Annotated in this window: 24 protein-coding genes; 16 read left to right on the forward strand and 8 right to left on the reverse strand. The window is 67.4% G+C overall.

All coding sequences use genetic code 11. The annotated features are described in order from the left end of the window. Positions 1-61: 61 nt before the first annotated feature. Both AC13C7_RS17785 and AC13C7_RS17790 read right to left on the reverse strand, forming a co-directional pair. Positions 62-457, reverse strand: coding sequence for a hypothetical protein (locus tag AC13C7_RS17785; protein WP_172318064.1), 396 nt, complete (start codon positions 455-457; stop codon positions 62-64). After that, positions 450-1,397: an aspartate carbamoyltransferase catalytic subunit gene (locus AC13C7_RS17790; protein ID WP_172318062.1), complete on the reverse strand. Its 948-nt coding sequence runs from the start codon at positions 1,395-1,397 to the stop codon at positions 450-452. The genes AC13C7_RS17785 and AC13C7_RS17790 overlap by 8 nt, the downstream gene beginning before the upstream one ends. Positions 1,398-1,520: 123 nt before the next feature. On the opposite strand from AC13C7_RS17790, the gene AC13C7_RS17795 reads away from it, so the two are divergent. Next, entirely contained in the window at positions 1,521-2,333 is an 813-nt protein-coding gene (locus AC13C7_RS17795; protein ID WP_172318060.1) for an alpha/beta fold hydrolase, read from the forward strand. 70 nt (positions 2,334-2,403) lie between these two features. Here the strand turns inward: AC13C7_RS17795 and AC13C7_RS17800 are convergent, their stop codons facing one another. Further along, positions 2,404-2,757, reverse strand: a complete 354-nt coding sequence (locus AC13C7_RS17800; protein ID WP_172318058.1) for a VOC family protein — start codon at positions 2,755-2,757, stop codon at positions 2,404-2,406. After that, positions 2,754-3,206, reverse strand: coding sequence for a GNAT family N-acetyltransferase (locus AC13C7_RS17805; RefSeq protein WP_172318056.1), 453 nt, complete (start codon positions 3,204-3,206; stop codon positions 2,754-2,756). Before AC13C7_RS17805 ends, AC13C7_RS17800 begins: the two co-directional genes overlap by 4 nt. Positions 3,207-3,260: 54 nt before the next feature. On the opposite strand from AC13C7_RS17805, the gene AC13C7_RS17810 reads away from it, so the two are divergent. From AC13C7_RS17810 to AC13C7_RS17840, 7 genes are all read left to right on the forward strand, one after another. Further along, positions 3,261-4,040: a uracil-DNA glycosylase gene (locus tag AC13C7_RS17810; protein ID WP_172318054.1), complete on the forward strand. Its 780-nt coding sequence runs from the start codon at positions 3,261-3,263 to the stop codon at positions 4,038-4,040. Beyond that, positions 4,041-4,640 carry a metallophosphoesterase family protein gene (locus AC13C7_RS17815; RefSeq protein ID WP_482868265.1) on the forward strand — a complete coding sequence of 200 codons (600 nt, stop codon included), beginning with the start codon at positions 4,041-4,043 and terminating at the stop codon, positions 4,638-4,640. Next, positions 4,637-5,170, forward strand: coding sequence for a hypothetical protein (locus AC13C7_RS17820; RefSeq protein ID WP_482868266.1), 534 nt, complete (start codon positions 4,637-4,639; stop codon positions 5,168-5,170). The genes AC13C7_RS17815 and AC13C7_RS17820 overlap by 4 nt, the downstream gene beginning before the upstream one ends. A gap of 13 nt (positions 5,171-5,183) precedes the next feature. Further along, positions 5,184-5,738, forward strand: a complete 555-nt coding sequence (moaB, locus tag AC13C7_RS17825; protein WP_482868267.1) for a molybdenum cofactor biosynthesis protein B — start codon at positions 5,184-5,186, stop codon at positions 5,736-5,738. Between the two features lie 84 nt (positions 5,739-5,822). Beyond that, positions 5,823-7,283 carry an efflux RND transporter periplasmic adaptor subunit gene (locus AC13C7_RS17830; protein WP_172318046.1) on the forward strand — a complete coding sequence of 487 codons (1,461 nt, stop codon included), beginning with the start codon at positions 5,823-5,825 and terminating at the stop codon, positions 7,281-7,283. Then, on the forward strand, positions 7,280-10,666 hold the full coding sequence (locus tag AC13C7_RS17835) for an efflux RND transporter permease subunit (RefSeq protein WP_482868268.1): 3,387 nt from the start codon (positions 7,280-7,282) through the stop codon (positions 10,664-10,666). Before AC13C7_RS17830 ends, AC13C7_RS17835 begins: the two co-directional genes overlap by 4 nt. Before the next feature lie 378 nt (positions 10,667-11,044). Beyond that, complete coding sequence (locus AC13C7_RS17840) at positions 11,045-11,602, forward strand: YqgE/AlgH family protein (RefSeq protein ID WP_172318042.1); 558 nt, start codon at positions 11,045-11,047, stop codon at positions 11,600-11,602. Between the two features lie 126 nt (positions 11,603-11,728). On the opposite strand, the gene AC13C7_RS17845 is transcribed toward AC13C7_RS17840, so the two are convergent. Further along, a complete protein-coding gene (locus AC13C7_RS17845) occupies positions 11,729-12,688 on the reverse strand; it encodes an L-threonylcarbamoyladenylate synthase (protein ID WP_482868269.1) in 960 nt (319 codons plus the stop codon). Positions 12,689-12,787: 99 nt separating this feature from the next. On the opposite strand from AC13C7_RS17845, the gene AC13C7_RS17850 reads away from it, so the two are divergent. The 5 genes from AC13C7_RS17850 (at position 12,788) to AC13C7_RS17870 (ending at position 17,067) form a co-directional block, all read left to right on the forward strand. After that, positions 12,788-14,482, forward strand: a complete 1,695-nt coding sequence (locus AC13C7_RS17850) for an acyl-CoA dehydrogenase (protein WP_482868270.1) — start codon at positions 12,788-12,790, stop codon at positions 14,480-14,482. Then, complete coding sequence (locus AC13C7_RS17855; protein ID WP_482868446.1) at positions 14,482-15,501, forward strand: MBL fold metallo-hydrolase; 1,020 nt, start codon at positions 14,482-14,484, stop codon at positions 15,499-15,501. Before AC13C7_RS17850 ends, AC13C7_RS17855 begins: the two co-directional genes overlap by 1 nt. A 4-nt stretch (positions 15,502-15,505) precedes the next feature. Beyond that, positions 15,506-15,973 (forward strand): DUF6173 family protein, encoded by a 468-nt coding sequence (locus tag AC13C7_RS17860; protein WP_446121116.1) that lies wholly within the window; start codon positions 15,506-15,508, stop codon positions 15,971-15,973. Between the two features lie 303 nt (positions 15,974-16,276). Next, the gene (locus AC13C7_RS17865) at positions 16,277-16,417 is read left to right on the forward strand and encodes an aa3-type cytochrome c oxidase subunit IV (RefSeq protein ID WP_172318032.1); all 141 of its coding nucleotides are present in this window, start codon (positions 16,277-16,279) and stop codon (positions 16,415-16,417) included. Further along, the gene (locus tag AC13C7_RS17870) at positions 16,414-17,067 is read left to right on the forward strand and encodes a hypothetical protein (RefSeq protein ID WP_235952610.1); all 654 of its coding nucleotides are present in this window, start codon (positions 16,414-16,416) and stop codon (positions 17,065-17,067) included. The genes AC13C7_RS17865 and AC13C7_RS17870 overlap by 4 nt, the downstream gene beginning before the upstream one ends. Before the next feature lie 83 nt (positions 17,068-17,150). On the opposite strand, the gene AC13C7_RS17875 is transcribed toward AC13C7_RS17870, so the two are convergent. Continuing rightward, the gene (locus tag AC13C7_RS17875; protein ID WP_482868271.1) at positions 17,151-17,315 is read right to left on the reverse strand and encodes a hypothetical protein; all 165 of its coding nucleotides are present in this window, start codon (positions 17,313-17,315) and stop codon (positions 17,151-17,153) included. Positions 17,316-17,743: 428 nt separating this feature from the next. Continuing rightward, positions 17,744-17,950: a 30S ribosomal protein S21 gene (rpsU, locus tag AC13C7_RS17880; protein ID WP_025310998.1), complete on the reverse strand. Its 207-nt coding sequence runs from the start codon at positions 17,948-17,950 to the stop codon at positions 17,744-17,746. A 107-nt stretch (positions 17,951-18,057) separates the two neighbouring features. On the opposite strand from rpsU, the gene AC13C7_RS17885 reads away from it, so the two are divergent. From AC13C7_RS17885 to AC13C7_RS17895, 3 genes are all read left to right on the forward strand, one after another. Then, positions 18,058-18,735, forward strand: a complete 678-nt coding sequence (locus tag AC13C7_RS17885) for a COQ9 family protein (RefSeq protein ID WP_482868272.1) — start codon at positions 18,058-18,060, stop codon at positions 18,733-18,735. A gap of 17 nt (positions 18,736-18,752) precedes the next feature. Next, positions 18,753-19,742 carry an NAD(P)H-quinone oxidoreductase gene (locus AC13C7_RS17890; RefSeq protein ID WP_482868273.1) on the forward strand — a complete coding sequence of 330 codons (990 nt, stop codon included), beginning with the start codon at positions 18,753-18,755 and terminating at the stop codon, positions 19,740-19,742. A 76-nt stretch (positions 19,743-19,818) separates the two neighbouring features. Then, complete coding sequence (locus AC13C7_RS17895; RefSeq protein ID WP_482868274.1) at positions 19,819-21,231, forward strand: MFS transporter; 1,413 nt, start codon at positions 19,819-19,821, stop codon at positions 21,229-21,231. Here AC13C7_RS17895 and AC13C7_RS17900 read toward each other — a convergent pair. After that, positions 21,132-21,872 (reverse strand): NYN domain-containing protein, encoded by a 741-nt coding sequence (locus AC13C7_RS17900; RefSeq protein ID WP_172318026.1) that lies wholly within the window; start codon positions 21,870-21,872, stop codon positions 21,132-21,134. The two genes, AC13C7_RS17895 and AC13C7_RS17900, sit on opposite strands and share 100 nt — an antisense overlap. Between the last annotated feature and the right edge of the window lie 175 nt (positions 21,873-22,047).

A 22,047-nucleotide genomic window follows, 5' to 3' on the forward strand; every position in this document is an offset into this window, starting at 1 on the left:
GATACCTCCTGGCTTCTGGTCACGAGTGTGGCCTCGGGGGGCGCAGCGGGCAAGCGGATGCTCATGGTGCACTCCCTCGGGCGGCGGTCTCGATCCTTGCGGCCACGTCGCGGGGGCTGGCCATGTATTTCATCAGGTGCTTGTCGCCAGCATGGGTGATGATCTGCACCGCGCTGCCAAGGGTGCGGACCTTTGCGATTTCGGCCAGCGGGATGCGGCGGGATTCGGGGCCGATGATCTCGGTCCCGGTCAGGGTCCATTCGGCGCGGGCCTCGTCCGAGGCGAGGTAGAAGGCGCGCACGGCGACGGCAAAGAGGCCGCCCACGGCCCCGGTCCAGACATGCGGGTTGTCCATCAGCCACAGCACGCCCATGCCCACGGCCATGGCAAGGGCGGCCAGCCAGGCATGGGCGCGCCAGTAGGTCATGCGGTCGGCGTGGAAGGTGGTGTCAGGCATGGGCCGCCCGCTCCGCAGCCAGGTTCTGCGCCAGCAGGTCCATCGCCGCCATGCGCACGGCGACGCCCATTTCCACCTGCTCCTGGATCACGCTTCGGTTGATGTCATCGGCGATGGTGCCGTCGATCTCCACCCCCCGGTTCATCGGGCCGGGGTGCATGACGATGGCATCCTCCTTGGCGCAGGCCAGCTTCTCGGCATCCAGCCCGTAGCGGTGGTAATATTCGCGCTCCGACGGGATGAAGCCGCCATCCATGCGCTCACGTTGCAGGCGCAGCATCATCACCACATCCGCGCCCTCCAGCCCGCGCGCCATGTCGTCATAGACCTCGACCCCCCAATCGGCGACGCCCGCGGGCATCAATGTGGGCGGGCCGATCAGTTTCACCCGGTTCTCCATCTTGCCCAGAAGAAGGATGTTGGACCGCGCCACGCGGCTATGCGCGATGTCGCCGCAGATGGCGATGTTGAGGCGGTGCAGCCGGCCCTTGCGGCGGCGGATGGTCAGCGCGTCCAGCAGCGCCTGGGTCGGATGCTCATGCCGCCCGTCGCCCGCGTTCAGCACCGCGCAATTGACCTTTTCCGCCAGCAGGTTCACCGCACCGGAATGCGGGTGGCGCACGACCAGCAGGTCGGGGTGCATCGCGTTCAGCGTCAGCGCGGTGTCGATCAGGGTCTCGCCCTTCTTCACGCTGCTGGTCTGCATCGCCATGTTCATCACATCCGCGCCAAGCCGCTTGCCCGCGATCTCGAAGCTGGCCTGGGTGCGGGTGGAGTTCTCGAAGAACATGTTGATCTGGGTCATCCCGGCCAGCGCGGTGGCGTGCTTGTCGGTCGTGCGCTCCCGCTCGGCGTAGCGGTCGGCGAGGTCGAGGAGGGTGGTGATCTCGGGCGGCGACAGCGGCTCGATCCCCAGAAGGTGACGTTTGGAAAATGTCATGCGCCCGATCCCTTGGCCACCGGCGTGCCCGGTCCCGCCGCTTATAGGAAAGAGGCGCGGGGCCGACAAGGCGCGCTTGCGCGATGGCCAGTCCGGCGCGATGGTGGGGCGGGGGAGGGCGACATGCACAACCTGGCGCTGCCGAAATGGGACACGGTCATTCGCTGGAGCGAATTGCCGGGCGAGGGGCGGCCGATCCTCTGCCTGCCGGGATTGAGCTCGGCCGCGCTGCCAACCTTCCTGCCGATGATGATGCAGCCGGAATTGCGCGGGCGACGGGCGCTTATGCTGGATTACGTCGGATCGGGCCTCAGCGGGCATTCGGCCCTGTTCGGCTCGTCGCTGGCCGAGCATGTGGAGGCGGTCGTCGCGGTGCTGGAGGCGGCGGGGACAGGGCCGGTCTGCGTGTTGGGTCATTCCATGGGCGGCACCGTGGGGATCGCGCTGGCATTTGCGCGGCCCGACCTGGTGGCGCGGCTCATCGTCTGCGAGGGCAACGTGACACCGGGCGGGGGCGCCGCGACACGGGCCATTGCCGGGTTCGACCGGGAGGATTTCGTGAATGGCGGCTACGCGGAGATGCTGGCGCGTCGGCACGCGGCGGTGATGGCGGGCGATGTCTTCGCCAATTTCCTGGAAGCCGCGCGGGGCGGGGTCGATCCCGGCGCGCTGCATGACAATTCGGTGATGCTGGTGGCGTTGGAGGAGGGGTTCGAGGCGCGGTTCCTGGCGTTGAGGCTGGAGCGGCATTTCGTCTATGGCGAACGGAGTTTTCCGGGCACGACCGGAAAGGTAATGCCGGACGCGCCCGACCCCGCGTTGTTGCGCGCCCATGGCGTCGGCGTTCATGTGGTGCCGGGGGTGGGCCATGGCCTGATGGCCGAGGATGCGGCGGGGTTCGCGCAAGTGGTGGGGCCGGTGCTGCGGCAGGCGTGACATGCTGCCGTCGATCTGGCCCGAGCAATTTCGAAATTGCTCATGAGCGCCTTGGAAGGCGCTTCCCCCCTCAAGCCAGATGCGCCAGCACGTTGACCAGCCGCCCCGCCGGGTCGCGCAGGTAGAAGCGGCGCACGCCCCAGGGCTCGTCGGTCAGGGGATAGGCGATCTCGGCCCCCATATCGGTGGCGCGGGCATGAAGCGCATCGACATCCTCGACCTCGATGGAGACGTCAGGCACCGGCGTGCCGGAGCCGCCTTCGCTGGCGATGCTCAGCTGGACCGGCGCGCCCTCCGCTCCGGCCAGCGTCACGATCCAGCCGTGATCCATGACCTTCCGAAGCCCGAACAGGGCGGCATAGAACCCGGCGACGCCATCCACGTCATCGGCGGCGATATTGGTGACGATGCGTCTTACGGTCATGTCGGTGCGCCTTTCGTGAGGGGTTTGCGCATCAGAACCTTCTGCCCCTCGCGGCCGGTTTCGGCCCATCCGAGCCGCGCATAGAGGGCGAGGTTTTCGGTCAAAGCCTCATGCGTGGCCAGCGCGAGGTTGTCATGGCCCGCCGCGCGCGCGGCCTCCTCGGCCCGCGCGATCAGGGCCTTGCCGACGCCTCTGCCCATCGCCGCCGCCGTCACCGCGACGTTTTCGATCTGTGCGCCCTCGTCCATCCGCAAGATGATACCACCGAGGATCTCTCCCGCCTCTTCCGCCACGAAAACCGGTGTGCCCGCGATGGCCTCGGGCACGCCGTCGGCCACGGGCGGCAGGGTCAGGCCACGCCCGTCATGGACGGCATAGGCCGCCACGATGGCGCGCGTCAGCGCGGGCGCATCTTCGGGCCTGGCGGGGCGGATCACGAGATCGGTCATCGGGGCAGTCTGACTCCCATTGTCCTTGGCCGCAAGCGGGCGTAGCTTGGCGCAATGGACCCCGCGACCGACTTTCATGCCCTGAAATCCCTGCTGCAATGGCAGGTGGAACTTGGTGCCGATGAGGCGATCGGGGAGGCGCCGCTCAATCGCTACGAATTGCCCGAAGCGGCCCCCGCACCCGCGCCCAAAGCCGCGCCGACCGTGGCCGCGCCTGAGCCGCGGGAGGGGCCCGACCCGGTGGTCGAGGCGCGCAATGCCGCCGCGCGGGCGGGCGACCTGAACAGCCTGCGCGCCGAACTGGAGGGGTTCCCGCATTGCGACTTGCGCATGGGGGCCACGAACCTCGTCTTCGCGGATGGCAACCCCGCCGCGCGCGTCATGATCGTGGGCGAGGCACCGGGCCGGGACGAAGACCGCGCGGGCAAGCCCTTCGTGGGCCGCGCAGGGCAGATGCTGGACCGGATGTTCGACGCCATCGGGTTGAACCGGGCCAGCCCCGACGCGGAAACCGCGCTCTACATCACCAATATCCTGCCCTGGCGCCCGCCGCAGAACCGCGACCCGACCCTGCCCGAGATGAACATGATGCTGCCCTTCGTGAAGTGCCATATCGAGCTGGTCGCACCGGAAATCGTCGTGCTGATGGGCAATATCCCGTGTCAGGCCCTCATCGGCCAGCGCGGCATCACAAGGCTGCGGGGGACCTGGACCGAGGTGCAGGGCCGTCCCGCGCTGCCGATGTTCCACCCCGCCTTCCTCTTGCGCCAGCCGCTGATGAAGCGCGAGGCCTGGGCCGATCTCTTGGCTCTCAAGGCACGGTTGGAGGGGTAGATGCGTATCCTCGCCTTCTCCGACCTGCACCTGTCGCGTGCCCGTGCCGCCGATCTGGTCGCGGCCAGCGTCGATGCCGACCTCGTTCTCGGCGCGGGCGATTTCTGCGGTTTCCGCGAGGGGCTGGCGGAGGCGATGGAGATGCTGGCGGACCTCGCCGCGCCGCTGATCATGGTGCCGGGCAACCATGAAACCGCCGAGGAACTGCGCGCCGCCGCGCGGGCCAATATGCGGGTGCTGCATGGGCAGGGCCTGGAGGAACAGGGCCTGCGCATCTTTGGTCTTGGCTATGGCGTCCCGCTATCGCCCTTCGGGGACTGGTCCGTCGAGATGGACGAGGACGCCGCCACGCTGCTGCTGGACCGCTGCACCGGGGCGGATCTGCTGCTGACCCATTCGCCGCCCAAGGGGCTGGCCGACCGCACCGCGACCGGGGCCAGCGTCGGTTCGGCCGCGATCCGCGCCGCGATCGAACGCTTGCAGCCGAAACTGGCGCTCTGCGGGCATATCCACGAGGCCTGGGGGCAGGAGGGGCGGATCGGGGGCACCCTTGTCGTCAATCTCGGCCCCACTGTGCATTGGTATGAGGTCACCCCATGAGGTGGCTTGCCGCGCTTGCCTTGATGACCCTGCCCGCCGGGGCCGATCCGCTTGGCCTGGTCGATTACGACGCGGTGATCGCGGCGCATCTGGATGGGGGGCCGGAGACGTCGCGGATCACGCTGGAGGGCGGCGTTGTGCTGACCCTCGATGCGGAGGGCGCGTTGATCGACGCCCGCGATCCGGGGGATGCGCTTGGCTGTCTTGCCAATGGCCTCGCCGAGTTGAGCGCCGCCGCCCGGATCTGTCCCGGCGCGCTGAGCCCCGGTGGCGCGGATGCCGTCGACACTGCCATCGCCCGGCTGATCCCCGTCTATGCCGCCGGGGTCCGGCCCGATCCTACCGACGTCGCCACCGTCGCCGAACGGTTCGAGGCGCTGGTACGGACCCGGATGGGCGATGTGCTGATCTGCGGGCTGACCGAACATGCGCTGTTCCTGCGGCAGTTCCTCCGAACGCCGGAAGGGCAGCTCTGGCTGGATAACGCCCTTGCCACCCCGCGCCTGCCTGTCTCTGACCCTTGTTTCTGAAAGCCAAAGCCCCATGACCACCCCGCCGCATCGCCTGAACCCCGACCGGGATTTCATCCCCGTGCGTATCGCCATCCTCGCGGTCTCGGACACGCGGGGGCTGGACCAGGACAAGTCCGGCGACGTGTTGCAGGGACGGATCGAGAAGGCCGGCCATATCCTGGCCGCGCGCACCATCCTGCGCGATGAGCGGGCCGAGATCGCCGACCAACTGCGCGCCTGGTGCGCCGACCCCGAGATCGACGTGGTGATCAGCACCGGGGGCACCGGGCTGACGGGCCGTGACGTGACGGTCGAGGCGCATCGCGATGTCTATGAGAAGGAGATCGAGGCCTTCGCCACCATCTTCTCGCTGGTCTCCTACCAGAAGATCGGCACCAGCGCGGTGCAGTCCCGTGCCACCGGCGGCGTGGCGAACGGCACCTATCTTTTCGCGCTGCCGGGATCCAGCGGGGCCTGCAAGGACGCCTGGGACGAGATCCTGCACTGGCAGTTGGATTATCGCCACAGCCCGTGCAACTTTGTCGAGATTTTCCCGCGCCTCGATGAACACAAGCGACGGAAATGACGCGGCTGATCGTGCAAGCTTTACTTGGCCCTCTCGCGGGCACACTCTATCTATAGCCTGAACCGATTGCCGAAGGTCTGGCCGATGCGCTTTTTCCGCCGCTCCCTTGCGGGGCTGTTCCTGATTTCGCTGACAGTGGCGCTGCTTGCCCTGGCGGGCAATTCGGTATGGACCGCGTTGCAGGCGCGCTGGTCCGAGGAGGGGCGCCCGGCAGAGGCCCGTGAACGGGTGTTCACGGCGGAGGTGGTGACGCTGGAGCCCGTGGATACGGTGCCCATCCTGACCGCCTTTGGCGAGATCCGAAGCCGCCGCACCCTGGAACTGCGCGCGCCCGCCGCGGGCACCGTGCTGGAACTGGCCGAGGGGTTCGAGGATGGCGGCGCGGTCGAGGCAGGGCAGCTTTTGCTGCGCATCGACCCCGCCCTTGCCATCTCGGCCCGCGATGTGGCCGCCGCCGATCTGCGCGAGGCAGAGGGCAACCTGGCCGAGGCCGAGGCCGCCGTCATCCTGGCACGCGAGGACGTGGCCGCCGCGCAACGTCAGGCCGAACTGCGCGACCGCGCGATGGAGCGTCAGCGTGACCTGGTCGAGCGTGGCGTCGGCTCGGCCGCGTCGCTGGAGACCGCCGAACTGGCCGCCGCAAGTGCCGGTCAGGCGGTGCTCAGCCGCCGTCAGGCGCTGGCGCAGGCCGAGGCGCGGCTGGACCAGACCGGCACCCTTGTGGAGCGGCGCGAGATCAGCCTGGCCGAAGCGGAACGCGTGCTGGCGGAAACCGAGCTGCGCGCCGAGTTTGCCGGCGTTCTGGCCGATGTCGCGGTGGTGCAGGGCCGGTTGGTCAACCGCAATGAACAGGTCGCGCGGCTGATTGACGCCGACGCGCTGGAGGTCGCCTTCCGCGTTTCGACCGCGCAATATGCCCGCCTGCTGGATGCCGACGGAAGCCTGCCGCGCGCCGATGTGACCGTGCTGCTGGATGTGCTTGGCATGGATGTGACCGCGCCCGCCCGCCTGACCCGCGAAAGCGGCGCGGTGGAGGAAGGGCAATCGGGGCGCCTGCTCTATGCCGAATTGCAGGAGACGCGCGGCTTTCGGGTCGGCGATTTCGTGACCGTGGCCTTGCAGGAGCCGGAACTGCGCGATGTCGCCATCATCCCCGCCACCGCGCTGGATGCCGAGAACCGCGTGCTGGTTCTGGGCGAGGAGGACCGGCTGGAGGAGGCGCAGGTCACGCTTCTGCGCCGCCAGGGGGACAATGTCATCATCCGCGCGCCGCCGCTCTACGGCGCCGAGGTCGTCACCGCGCGATCCCCGGTTCTGGGGGCGGGCATCCGCGTCGATCCGCTGCGCCCCGGCCAGGCCGAGGCCGCGCCCGAGACGCCCGAGACCATCGCGCTGGACCCCGATCGCCGCGCGCGCCTCATTGCCTTTGTCGAGGGCAACGCCTTCATCCCCGAGGACGTGAAGGCCAGGATGCTGTTGCAACTGAATGAACCCGAGGTGCCCACCCGCATGATCACCCGGATCGAAAGCCGGATGGGCGGATGAGGCGGCTGCCTGACAAAGCGGGCGGCGTGCTGTCCTATTTTACCCGCCACGCCACGGCGGCGAACCTGCTGCTGGTGGTGCTGATCGTCGCGGGGCTGGCCACTTTCCCGCGCATGCGGGCGCAGTTCTTTCCCGATGTGGTCGTCGACAGCATCCGCGTCAACGTGGCCTGGGACGGGGCCGGGGCCGAGGATGTGGACGCGGCCATCGTCGCTGTGCTGGAGCCTGCGCTGCTGTCGGTGGAGGGCGTGACCGAGAGCAGCGCCACCAGCCGCGAGGGCAGCGCCAGCATCCGGCTGGAGTTCGAGCCGGGATGGGACATGGGCCGCGCCACCGATGACATCCAGGTCGCGGTCGATGCGGTGAACACCCTGCCCGAGGACGCCGAAGAACCACGGGTCACGCGCGGGGCCTGGCGTGACCGGGTGACGGATGTGGTGATCACCGGGCCGGTGGGCGTCGACCAGTTGGGCCGCTTCGCCGATGAATTTGTCGCGCGCCTTTTCGATCAGGGTGTCACGCGCACCACGATCCGGGGGGTCGCCGCGCCGCAGATCATGGTCGAGGTGCCCTCCGTCATGCTGATCCGGCATGACGTCTCCATGGCCGCGATTGCACAGGCGATTGCCGCCGAGGTCGATACCGCACCGGCGGGCGACGTGACCGGGGCCAATGCCCGCGTGCGCACCGGCGTGGCGCGGCGCAGCGCGGTCGATATCGCAGGCATCGTCTTGCGCAACAACGATGACGGATCGGCGCTGACCATCGGCGATGTGGCCAGCGTCACGGAAACCGGCATCGACCGGGACAGGGCCTATTTCGTGGGCGAGGATCCGGCCATCTCGATCCGGGTGGACCGCTCGGACCGGGGCGACGCGATCGGCATCCAGGAACAGGTCGAGGCCGTGGCCGAAGCGATGCAGCTGACCCTGCCCGACGGTGTCACGCTGGACCTGATCCGGACGCGGGCCGACTATATCCAGGGGCGGCTCGACCTGCTGCTGGATAACGGGTTGATGGGGTTGGGGCTGGTGGTGCTGCTGCTCTTCCTCTTCCTCAACGCGCGCATCGCCTTCTGGGTGGCGGCGGGTATCCCGGTGGCGATGCTGGCGGCCATTTCGCTGATGTACCTGGCCGGGCTGACGATCAACATGATCTCGCTGTTCGCGCTGATCATCACGCTAGGCATCGTCGTGGATGATGCCATCGTGGTTGGCGAACACGCCGATTTCCGGGCCCGACGATTGGGCGAATCCCCCATCGTGGCGGCGGAGAACGCGGCGCGGCGCATGGCGGCGCCGGTGTTTTCCGCCACCATCACCACGGTGCTGGCCTTTGCCGGGCTGGTCGCCGTGGGCGGGCGGTTCGGCGAATTGATCGCCGATATCCCCTTCACCGTGATCGTGGTGCTGATCGCGAGCCTGGTGGAATGTTTCCTGATCCTGCCCAACCACATGGCCCACGCGCTGGCCCATACCGCGAAACGGCATTGGTATGACTGGCCGAGCCGCATGGTCAATATCGGCTTTGGCTGGTTCCGCGACCGGGTCTTCCGCAATGCGATGCGGGTGGTGATCTGGGCGCGCTACCCGGTTCTGGCGGGGGTCATCCTGGTGCTGGCGGGGCAGGTCGCGGTCTTCGTGCGCGGCGATGTCACCTGGCGCTTTTTCAACGCGCCGGAGCAGAGCAGCGTCTCGGGCAATTTCGCCATGCTGGAAGGGGCGGACCGCGCCGACAGCCTGGCCATGATGCGCGAGATGCAGCGCGCAACGCTGGCCGTGGCGGCGCGCTACGAGGAGGAATACGGGCTGTCGCCGCTCTCCTATGTGCTGGCCGAGATCGGCGGCACCACCGGGCGGGGTCTGGCGGCGGCGGATAACAAGGATGGCGATCTGTTGGGCTCCATCGCGATCGAGCTGATCGACGCCGACCTGCGGCCCTATTCCAGTTTCCAGTTCGTTTCGGACCTGCAGGACGAGGTGCAGAACCATCCGCTGGCCGAGGCGGTCAGTTTCCGGGGCCATCGCGGCGGGCCGGGGGGCGACACGCTGGACGTGCAGCTTTTCGGGGCCGATACGCAGATCCTGAAGGATGCGGCGCTGGCGATCCAGACCGCGCTTGGCGCCTTTCCGGAGGTCTCGGCACTGGAGGACAGCCTGGCCTATGACCGCGAGGAACTGGTGCTGGAACTGACCCCGCAGGGGCAGGCGCTTGGCTTCGATATCGGGTCGCTCGGGCGGGTGCTGCGCAACCGGCTCAACGGGATCGAGGCGGCGACCTTCCCCTCGGGCGTGCGCACCGCGACGATCCGGGTGGAGCTGCCCGAGGCCGAACTGACCGCCGATTTCCTGGACCGGACGCTGCTCAGGTCAAGCTCGGGCGAATACGTGCCGCTGGCCGATCTCGTCTCGGTCACCTCGCGCAGCGGCTTTTCCACCATCCAGCGCGAGAACGGGCTGCGCCTGGTCTCGGTCACCGGCGACATCTCCGAGGACGACCCGGCCCGCGCCGAGGAAATCATGGAGGAATTGCGCGAGGTCATCCTGCCGCAGGTCGAGGCCGATTTCGGCGTGAACTACCGGCTGGCGGGCCTGGCCGAGCAGGAGGGGGAATTTCTCACCGACGCGGCGGTCGGCTTCGCGCTGTGCCTCATCGGCATCTACCTGGTGCTGGCCTGGATCTTCGCAAGCTGGACCCGGCCGCTGGTGGTGATGGCGATCATCCCCTTCGGGCTGGTCGGCACGATCTACGGGCACAATGCCTGGGACGTGCCCTTGAGCATGTTCACGGTGGTGGGGCTGATCGGGATGACCGGGATCATCATCAACGATTCCATCGTGCTGGTGACGACGGTGGACGATTATGCCGAGACGCGCGGGCTGGTGCCGGCGATCATCGACGCGGCGACCGACCGGCTGCGGCCTGTCCTGCTGACGACGTTGACCACGGTCCTGGGGCTGGCGCCGCTGCTGTTCGAGCGCTCCAGCCAGGCGCAGTTCCTCAAACCCACGGTGATCACGCTGGTCTATGGGCTGGCCTTCGGGCTGGTGATCGTGCTCCTGGTGGTGCCGTCGATCCTGGCGATGCAGGCCGATATCGGCCGCCAGGTGCTGGCGTTCCGGCGCGGGTTGCGCGCGGGCGCGCGGGCGCCCTGGATGTTGGCCGGTCTGGGGCTGGCGGTGCTCGCGGTGGCGGCACTCTTTGCGGCCACTGTCGGGTCGGTGCTGATGACGGGGGCCGCGCTCGGGCCGCTGGAGGGGGCCTTGCCCGAGGGGATAGCCGGGGCGGTGATTGGCTTTGGCGCGGGCGCGGCCACGATCTGCCTTGGCGCCTGGCTGGTCGGGCTGCTGGCGCATGGCGTATCTGGCTTGCGCCGCGCGTGAGACGGGGCGGAGCCTGCGTCGACGCAGGCTTTCTTCATCCGCGTCGACGCGGACGGTCTGCGCGGTTGGGCTACCCCCGGATACCCACGGCGCTGCGATTGCGCGGGACGGTGATCCCGGGATCGGCCCTGGGTCCACCCCATCCGGCCAGCCTGCGGCCCCATATTGGGCCGTGACGGGCAGTGCGGTCAGGGAAAGAGGCCCCGCGACGAGGACCGAAAGAAGGCGCGGGCGAAGGCCATGGAAACCGGTCAGACCCTTCGGCGAGCAAAGGAAAGTCACGTTTTGGCGAAATGACGCCCCGCCGGCACCGGGCCACGCCTTGCAAGGGCGCGGGTTTGCGCACATTCTAAAGGGCAAGAAGATACCGGAGAGGCCATGAGCACGAATTTCACCGGTCAGATGCTGATCGCGATGCCGGGGATGGGCGACCCGCGATTTGCGGATTCCGTCGTGTTTCTGTGCGAGCATTCCGACAAGGGCGCGATGGGGCTGATCATCAACAAGCCGGTGCTCGAGCTGAACTTTGCCGAAATGATCGGACAATTGGGGATCGAGGCGGTGCGCCCGCCCGATATCCCCATCCTCTTCGGCGGCCCGGTCGAGACCGGGCGCGGCTTCGTGCTGCATTCCGAGGAGTATGGCAGCGACGCCACCACGATGAAGGTGCCGGGCGGCTTTGCGATGACCGCGACGCTGGACGTGCTGGAAGACCTGGCGCATGGCGGCGGGCCGAAACGCGCCGTCATGGCGCTTGGCTATGCCGGGTGGGGCGCGGGGCAGCTGGAGGCCGAGATCGGGCGCAATGGCTGGCTGACTTGCGAGGCCAATGCGGGGCTGGTCTTCGGCACCGATTGGGATGCCAAGTGGGAGGGCGCGCTGGCCCTTCTGGGGGTGTCGCCGCTGATGCTGTCGGGGGATGCCGGGAGGGCGTGATCCCCGCGGCGACCGGGGCGGGGCGATCGGGCTCGGGCCCCCTGGCGGGAGCCCTCGCCCGACCGCTTGGGGGATCTTCCCCCAAACCCCCTGGGATATTTTCGGAACAAAGAAGAAGAGTGTCGGTCAGGACCGCGGCGCGGCGGCGCGTCTCAGGCGGTCGTTGATGGCGCGGCCGAGGCCCCTGTCGGGGATCGGCGCGATGTGGATCGGGAGATTGCGGGCCGTGGCCAGCGCGTCGGCCTCGTGCAGGGTGCGGAAGAGGCTGGCTGCGGCCTCGACCAGGTCGCCGGTGCGGCTGAGGGTCAGGTCAGCTTCGGCAGGGCCGAACCCGATGCGGATCGCATGGGGATCGGAAAGGTCGGAGTTCAGCACCAGGGCCGCGGCGGGGGCGTAGTGGCTGCCCAGTTGACCGGGGGCCTGCACCGTTCCGGGGGTGGTGTCGGGAACGAGCGGGCCGGTCAGGGGCTCCACCGCCTCGCGTGGCAGGCCACCCTCGCGCAGGAGGCGCGTTCTCTCGGGGCCGGGGGCCAGGATGGTGGATTCGACGCCGACGGTGCAAGGTCCGGCATCGAGCAGGGCTGCGATGCGGCCGGATAGACCGGCAAGGACATGCGCGGCGGTGGTCGGCGAGATGCGGCCCGAGGGGTTGGCGGAAGGGGCGGCGACCGGTCCGCCGAGCTTGGCCAGCACCGCCTGCATGACGCCATGTTCCGGCACCCGCAGCGCCACGGTCTCCAGCCCGCCGGTGACCAGCGGCGAGAGGCCATGGCCGGGTTTGAGCGGCAGCACAAGCGTCAGGGGGCCGGGCCAGAAGGCGCAGGCCAGCGCCTCCGCGTCGCCGGGAAACGCGGCGATCTTGCGGGCCGTCTCAAGCGAGGGCAGATGCACGATCAGCGGGTTGAAGCGGGGGCGGCCCTTGGCCTCGAAGATCCGCGCGCAGGCGAGGTCGCTGGTGGCGTCACCGGCCAGGCCATAGACGGTCTCGGTCGGCAGCGCGACAAGCTGGCCATCTGCGAGCCAAGCGGCGGCGCGGTCGATGCCCTCTGCATCCGGGCGCAGGGTTTGGGTCTGGTATGGGGCCATCCGCGACGTTACGTTTCTGTTGATCGAGGTCAGGCGGGTGTCATATCCGCAAGCATGGCCCATAGCGCGCCCGAGCGTCGCTGCCAAGGAGGAGAGACCATGCCCTATACCGCGCCGGTATCCGAATTCACCTTTCTGATGGAGCATGTCGTGGGTCTGCCCCGCGTCGCCGGGACCGAGCGCTTCGCCGAGGCGACCCCCGATATGGTCAGTGCGATCCTGACCGAGGCGGGCAGGCTGGCCGATGAGGTTCTGGCCCCGCTCAACCGTGGCGGCGACCTGCATCCGGCGCACCTGGAAAACGGCGTCGTGCGCACCAGCCCCGGATTTGCCGATGGCTACCGCGCGATTGCCGAGGGCGGCTATATCGGCATGTCGGCGGACCCGGACTATGGCGGGCTCGGGCTGCCGATGGTGCTGACCACGGCGGTGAACGAGATGATCGGTTCGGCCTGCCTGTCGCTGCAACTGAACCCCCTGATGACGCAGGGCCAGATCGAGGCGCTGGAGCATCACGCCAGCGACGACCTGAAGGCGCTCTACCTGCCCAGGCTGACCTCCGGCGAATGGTGCGGCACGATGAACCTGACCGAGCCTCAGGCGGGCTCGGATGTGGGGGCGCTGCGCGCCAAGGCCGAGGAGAATGGCGACGGCACCTACGCGGTGTCGGGGCAGAAGATCTATATCTCCTGGGGCGACAATGATTTCACCGAGAATGTCTGCCACCTGGTGCTGGCGCGGCTGCCCGATGGGGCGCTGGGGACCAAGGGGATCAGCCTGTTCCTGGTGCCGAAATACATCCCCGACGCAGACGGCAAGCCCGGCAAGGCGAATGATCTGAAGGTGGTCAGCCTGGAGCACAAGATGGGCCTGCACGGCTCGCCCACGGCGGTGATGCAATATGACGGCGCGACGGGCTGGCTGGTGGGCAAGCCGCATGGCGGCATGGCGGCGATGTTCACGATGATGAACAACGCACGGCTTGGCGTCGGCGTGCAGGGGCTGTGCCAGGCCGAGGCCGCCTATCAGCAGGCGCTGGATTACGCGCTGGAGCGCAAGCAGGGCCGCAGCCCGGTCGAGGGCGGCACCGGGACGATCCTGGACCATGCGGATGTGCGCCGGATGCTCTCTGAGATGAAGGCCGAGATCTTCGCCGCGCGCGCCATTGCGCTGGCCAACGCCGCCGCGATCGACATGGCCAGTGCCACGGGTGATGCGGCATGGGATGCGCGCGCCGCCCTTCTGACGCCGGTGACCAAGGCCTACGGCACCGAGACCGGCATCAAGGTGGCGCAAATGGGCATCCAGGTGCATGGCGGCATGGGCTTCATCGAGGAAACCGGGGCGGCGCAATACCTGCGCGATGTGCGGGTCACCGCGATCTACGAGGGCACCAACGGCATCCAGGCGATGGACCTTGTCGCGCGCAAGATGATGGATGGCGGCGCGGCGATGTTCGCGCTGCTCGATGAGGTGGACCAGACCGCGAAGGATGCCGGGGCCGAGGGCGCGCGCCTCTTGGCTGCCTCCGGCGCGCTGCGCGAGGCGACGGAAAAGCTGGTGGCGATGGAGATGAATGACCGCTTTGCCGGGGCCGTACCCTACCTGATGGCGGTGGCGCGTGTCCTGGGCGGGCATTTCCACCTGCGCGCGGCACTGGCCGACGAGGCGCGCCTGAAACTAGCGCGGGTGTTCCTGAACCGGCTGCTGCCCGAGGCGCATTCGTTGCTGGCGCAGGCGGCTGCCGGGGCTGATGACCTCTATGCGCTCAGCGCCGAAGAGCTGTCGGCGTGATCCGATACCCGTTCGATTCGGCGCCGGAGGAAGGTGATGCGAGAGAGGTTGCCGACGGCATCCTCTGGATGCGCCTGCCGCTGCCGATGGCGCTGGATCATGTGAATGTCTACGCGATCCGCGACGGGGCGGGGTGGGCCGTGGTCGATACCGGCTTTGACACAAGCAAGACCCGCGCGATCTGGGAAACCCTGCTGGCGGGTCCGATGCGGGGGCTGCCCGTGACGCGCGTGATCGTCACGCATCATCACCCCGATCATGTCGGGCTTGCGGGCTGGTTCATGGCGCGGGGGGCCGAGCTGATCACCACCCGCACCGCCTGGCTGACGGCGCGGATGCTGGTGCTGGACGTGCAGGAAGCGCCGACGCCCGAGACGCTGGCCTTCTGGCGCGCGGCGGGGATGGATGCCGCAACGCTGGAGAAACGCGCCAGCGAACGCCCTTTCAACTTCGCCGATATCGTGGCCCCCCTGCCGCTTGGCTTCAACCGTATCCGCGAGGGTGATGTGGTCGAGATCGGCGGACGGCACTGGGATGTGCGCATCGGCCATGGCCACGCACCGGAACACGCGACGCTCTGGTGCCGCGAGGAGGCGCTGGTCTTGGGCGGCGATCAGCTTTTGCCCTCGATCTCGCCCAACCTGGGTGTCTACGCGACCGAGCCCGCCGCCGACCCGGTGACCGAGTGGATCGAAAGCTGCACCCACCTGGCGCATTACGCGAAGGCCGATCACCTGGTCCTCCCGGGGCACAAGCTGCCCTTCACCGGCCTGCCGGACCGGCTGCGGCAATTGATCGAGAACCACCACGGCGCGTTGTCACGTCTTCGTGAACATCTGGACCGGCCCCGCACCGCCGCCGAGTGCTTTGCACCGCTGTTCAAGCGCAGGATCGACGCCGGAACCTATGGGCTGGCGCTGGTCGAATCGGTGGCGCATCTGAACCACCTGCTTGCCTTGGGCGAGGTCACGCGCGAGAAACGGGGGGATGGGGCCTGGGCCTGGCAACGAAAGGCGTGACGCGATGGACAAGGATATTCTAACCTCCGCCGAGGCGATGGAGGCCGCCGTCCTGCCCGATGCCGGTGCCGTGCATTGCGACCCCGGCGCGCCCAAGACCGCCGAACAGCAGCCGCTGCCCAAGAAGCTCAAGGAAAAGCCGGTCGAGGAGAAATCGCCCGCCGAATGGGCCTATGAGCGGATCATCCTCTACATCAAGAATTTCGAGGACCAACTGGATGCCGAGCATGAGGTCGCGATGGGGTTCACCGGGTCCGATGCGGGGGTGATGCGGATCGAGGGGATGGGATTTTTCGCGCCCGATATCATCACCTTCTACGGGGCCGATCCGGCGGGGATCAAATCGCAGCTGATCCAGCATGTCAGCCAACTCAGCGTGACCCTGCGCGCCCTGCCCAAACAGGTGCCGGACCAGCCCGCGCAGCGCATCGGGTTCCGCTTGGCCGCCGACTTGGAAGACGGCGACGCGTGATGCGGGCAATGCGCGGGGTCGATCCCGCGCGATCCCGCCGCGCATCACCCGGCGGTCCAAGAGAACACGGGGGGGGCGCTTTGCCGATTGCATGCTGGCGGGGCGACGGCGTGGCGGTGGCGCGATTCGAGGTGATCCGCGCTCCGGAACTGTGCGACCACTGCCCGCCGCTGTTGGAGATCGGCCGCGCAAACAGGTCACAATCGCGCGCCGCGGCGCATTGTGCATCGTGACACGGGCAGGAAAATCGGCTAATTCGGGATCAAACAGCAATCATTGCAAGCGGGATGCGATAGCGGGACCATGGCTGACACCGAACACAAGCACGGCGAAATGGACATTCAGGATCATGAGGCGACCTTTGACGGCTTCGTCAAGTTCCTGACCAATGCGATCATCACCTGCATCGTGGTGCTGGTGATCCTCGCGGTGTTCTTCCAATGATCGTGCGGCGCGCGTTCCTGGCCCTGGGGCTTGTTCTGGGTCTCGCGGCCTGCGGTGCGGAACCGGTCTGGGCCCCCGATGAGGCCGTCGCCCGTGCCCGTTACGTGCCGCCCGAGAATACGTCGATCACGCTTTACACGATGATCTCGAACCGCTCCGGCGCGGGCGGGCACCTGGCGCTGATGATCGACGGGGAGCAGCGGCTGCTCTTCGATCCCGCGGGCACCTGGCGTCACCCCGCAGCGCCCGAGCGCAACGATGTCATATTCGGCATGAGCCCGCAATTGCTGGACTTCTACCTGGATTACCACGCGCGTGAGACCTATCACGTCGTGGTGCAGGAGCTTGATGTCTCGCCCGAGGTTGCCGCGCAGCTTAGCCGGTTGGTGCAGGAATACGGGGCCGTGCCAAAGGCGCAATGCACCATTTCGATCACCCGAATCCTGCAACAGGTGCCGGGGTTCGAGACCATGCGGACAACCTATTTCCCGCGCAATGCGATGGACGCGTTCGAGCAGATCCCCGGCGTGCGCACCAGTCGCATCTATGACGATGACAGCGACAACAACCGCGAGATCCTGGCGCGTCAGGCGGCGATGGAATTGCGGATCGAACGTGCCGCCGAGATTGCGGCGGCAGGCGGAAGCTGAACCATCAGGCACTATGACATGAAAAAAGCCCCCGGGACGCCTCCCAGGGGCTTTTTTCATGTCGCGTTTCGGGCTGTGTCGGATCAGGCCAGGCCGATGAAGGACAAGATGGCCAGCACGATGACGATCAGGCCGACGATGTAGATGATGCGGTTCATGACGATGCTCCTTTGGGTCCAGGCTGCGTTGCCGCGATACCTTTCCGGGCTGCGGCGGTGTCTCGCGAAGTCAACTCGCTGATGGACCAATTGGTTGCATTCAGGACTGTTTTGCTTGCCATCCTGTGGGGGAAATCATCAAACTTCGGCGGCTCATCCGAGGCCGAGGAAGGACAGGATCGCCATGATCACGACGACGAGGCCGACGAGGTAGATGATTCCGTGCATGTCTTGTCTCCGCTTTCAGGGGCTGCGATGGCGGGACAACTCGCCCGGTCGCGGAAAGGTTGCATCCCGCGCTGAAATACCTTGCGCAAAGCGGGGCCCTGAAAAAAGAAAACCCCCGAGCCGGGCGGCGCGGGGGAAGTCTTTGGCCGGGGTCGCCCCCGGATCCGGTTCGTAAAGCTTGAACGACTTCAGGCCGTTCAGGTTGATCTCGGATCGGCTTTCTCTGCCTCTCACGCTTCGCGCTCGAACGCGAAAGCCGATCCACTTATGTGGTCACAACCTGAAGCGACTTAAAGAAGCCCTTCGCGCTGCGCTTTTTTCCGAGCCAGCTTGCGAGCACGGCGAATTGCTTCGGCCTTCTCACGCGCTTTTTTCTCGGACGGTTTCTCGTAATGCTGCTTGAGCTTCATCTCACGAAAAACACCCTCACGCTGCAGCTTTTTCTTCAGGGCACGAAGCGCCTGATCGACGTTGTTGTCACGAACGCTAACCTGCATGTGGTTTTCACCACCTTTCTAAGTTGGAGTTGCAAGAATTTGCAGGAAGTGGCGCTATAGCAAAGGGTGGCCTATATGTCCAGCAAGACCACGAGAGGAGGTGCGCGATGTCCGACCTGAAGGAAACCGTGCTGGAGGCCGCACTTGACCATGTCCCGTTCGACGGCTGGTCAGAGGCCACATTGGCCGCCGCGATCGAGGATACCGGGGCCGATCCGGGTGCGGTGCGGGCGATTTATCCGCGCGGCGCGGTCGATCTGGCGCTGGCCTTTCACCGGCGCGGCGATGCCGAGATGGTCGCGCGTCTGGAACGTGAGGATCTGGACGCGATGAAGATTCGCGACAAGATCACCCATGCGGTGCGGCTGCGACTGGACCTGATGGAGGGCCGGAAGGAGGCCGTGCGGCGTGGCACCACGCTCTTTGCGCTGCCGATCCATGCCGCCGATGGCGCGCGGGCGTTGTGGGAGACCTCGGACGCGATCTGGACCGCGATTGGTGACAGTAGCGACGATATCAACTGGTACACCAAACGGATGACGCTGTCGGGCGTCTATTCCGCCACGGTCCTGTTCTGGCTCGGCGACAGCAGCGAGGGTCATATGGCGACATGGGGGTTTCTTGACCGGCGCATCGGTGATGTGATGCAGATCGAGAAACTGAAGGCGCAGATGCGCGACAGCAAGCTGTTGGCCCCGCTGATGGCAGGCCCGAACTGGCTGATGAGTCGGGTCAAGGCGCCGACAACCCCGACGGATATGCCGGGATCGTGGCGCCGGGATTGAACGAGAAGGACATGGTGATGAGCTTACCCAGTGAGATGCGCGCGATCGAGATTGCCGAACCCGGCGGGCCAGAGGTGCTGCGCGAAACCCGCGTCAAGGTGCCGGAACCGGGCGCGGGCCAGATCCTGATCGCGGTGGAGTATGCGGGCGTGAACCGGCCCGACGCGTTGCAACGTGCGGGCAAATACGCGCCCCCGCCCGAAGCCTCGCCCCTGCCGGGGCTGGAGGCGGCGGGCACCATCGCGGCGGTCGGGCCCGGCGTCACGGGCTGCGCGGTTGGCGACAAGGTCACGGCGCTGCTGCCCGGTGGCGGCTATGCGGAATACGCGCTGACGCAGGCGGATCATGCGTTGCCGGTGCCGGAGGGCATGGCGATGGATCGGGCGGCGGCGCTTTGTGAAACCTTCTTTACCGTCTGGTCGAATGTCGTGATGCGCGGGCGTCTGACGGCGGGCGAGCGGTTCCTGATCCATGGCGGATCGTCGGGCATCGGCACCACGGCGATCCAGATCGCGCGGGAACTGGGCGCGCGGGTCTTCGTCACCGCCGGAACGGAAGAGAAATGCGCCGCCTGCGTGGAGCTTGGCGCGGAGCGGGCGATCAACTACCGCGAGGAGGATTTCGTCGAGGTGATGCGCGAGGAAGGCGGCGCGGACCTGATCCTGGACATGGTCGGCGGCGACTATATCGCACGCAATTTCAAGACTTTGGCCAATGACGGGCGGCTGGTGCAGATCGCTTTCCTGCAAGCCCCGGTGGCCGAGGTGAACTTTGCCGTGCTGATGACCAAGCGCCTGACCATGACCGGATCGACCCTGCGCCCGCAGAGCAATGAGGCCAAGGCCGCGATTGCCGCGGAGCTGCGCAAACATGTCTGGCCCTGGCTGGATGCGGGCAAGATCGGGCCGGTGATGGATTCGGAATTTGCGCTGGAGGAGGCCGCCAAGGCGCATGCGCTGATGGAGCGGTCGACCCATATCGGCAAGATCGTCCTCAAGGTCCGGTGAGGCCCGAAATGGGCAGTCACCCTGCGTACACCCCCCGATGCACTCCCTGTACACCCCCCGGCGCATCGGGGCGGTCATGCTGAGGATCCTGCGCCACCCGGTCTTTGCCCGCCTCTTCGCGGCACAGGTGGTCGCGTTGATGGGCACGGGCCTCTTGACCGTGGCGCTGGCGCTCTTGGCCTATGACCTTGCGGGCGACCGCGCGGGCACGGTTCTGGGCACGGCGCTGACCATCAAGATGGTGGCCTATGTGGGCATCGCGCCGCTGGCCGCCGCCCTTTTCGTCACGCTGCCGCGCAAGGCGGTGCTGATCGGGGCCGACCTGGTACGCGCAGGCGTGGCGCTGCTGCTGCCCTTCGTGAGCGCGGTCTGGCAGATCTACCTGTTGATCTTTGTCCTGCAAATCGCCTCGGCGAGCTTCACGCCGACATTCCAGGCGGTGATCCCGGATGTGTTGAGCGACGAGGAGGATTACACCAACGCCCTGTCGCTGAGCCGCCTGGCCTATGACATCGAGAACCTGCTGAGCCCGACGCTGGCCGGTCTGCTGCTCTTGGTGGTGAGCTACAATTCCCTCTTCGCGGGCACGGCGCTGGGCTTTCTTGTCTCCGGTTGGCTGATCCTGCGCACCGGGCTGCCGGCGCAGGGCCGCGTCCCGCCGCGCCCGTTCCTGGACCGGCTGACGCGCGGCACGCGGCTCTACCTTGCGACGCCGCGCCTGCGGGGATTGCTGGCGCTGAACATGGCGCTGTCGGCGGTGATCGCCTTCGTGCTGGTCGATACCGTGGTGCTGGTGCGGGGCCGGTTCGACGGGGCCGAGCGTGACGTGGCACTGGCGATGGCGGCCTTCGGCGCGGGGTCGATGGCGGTCGCGCTGAGCCTGCCGCGCCTTTTGCGCGTGACCCGCGACAGACGCGTGATGCTGGCGGCGGCGGCGGGGCTGGCCGGGGTCGGGGCGGCCTATGGGCTGGCGCTTCTGGCGGGCGTCGGGGGCTGGCCCTTGATGCTGGCCACCTGGGGCGTGCTGGGGGCGCTGAATGCGGGCGTCATGACGCCGTCGGGGCGGCTGCTCAAGCGCTCGGCGGGGCCCGAGGATCGCCCCGCGCTCTTTACCGCGCAATTCGCGCTGAGCCATGCCTGCTGGCTGCTGGCCTATCCGGCGGCGGGGTGGCTGGGGCCGCTGATCGGGTTGCCCGGCACGCTGCTGGTGCTGGCCCTGGTCGCGGCGCTGGCGGTGGGGCTGGCGGCGCGGGTCTGGCCCGGAGGCGGGCCCCGCCACGGGGGGAATCGCGCCGGACCCGGTCGCGCAGACCCGCTGACGCCTGCGCAAGGCGATAAGACCGACAGTTGGCGCAACGCCCCGCGCAGGACCGTGATCGTCGGCGCAGGTCAGTCCAGCCTGCGGACGAGGATCTGGTTGCCCTCGCCGCGTTTGGTCTCGAACACTTTCAGCGACGAGATCAGGTCGCTCAGCTTGCGCTTGCCATAGCTGCGGGTGTCGAAATCCGGGGTCGCGGCCGAGATATACTGGCCGATCTGGCCAAGCGTGAACCATTCGTCATCCTGGTCGATCGCATCCATCGCACGCGTCACCAGCTTGGTCGGATCTTCCAGTGGGGCCGGGGCGAGGTCGGATGCGTCCTCCTTCTGCGGCTTGGGTTTCGGCTTGGATTTCGACGGCTCCGAGATGAGGTTCTCGACGTAGATGAACCGCTTGCAGGCCTTCACGAAGGCGGCGGGCGTCTTGCGCATCCCGATGCCGAACACATCCACCCCCTGTTCGCGGATGCGGCTGGCGAGGCGGGTGAAATCGCTGTCGGACGAGATCAGCACGAACCCGGCGAAGCGGCCCGAATGGAGAATGTCCATCGCGTCGATGACCAGCGCGATGTCGCTGGCATTCTTGCCGGTGGTGTTGGCGAATTGCTGATGCGGAACGATGGCCAGCGATGCCAGCTTGTCCTTGGTCCAGCCCTGCGCCCCGCCCCCCGAGAAATCGCCGTAGATGCGGCGGATGCTGGCCTCGCCGAGCGACGCGATCTCGTCGAACATCGCTTCGGCATATTTGGCCGAGACATTGTCCGCGTCGATCAGGACGGCCAGGAGCGGGGGTTTCGATGCGTCTTCCATGGATGGGCCCTGTCCGATGTTCGAGTTGTTGCGGGCCGAGGCAATCCGCGTCCCGATCCGATGCCCCTGAGTATGAGATATGGGCGCGGTCATGCAAGGGGTGGCCGTGCGGCGGCCCGCGCGGTGCGATGCTGCGCAGGGCCAGACGCGGGATCACGATAGGCACGCGCGCGTC

It is taken from the genome of Alterinioella sp. B-7 (genome assembly GCF_056857775.1).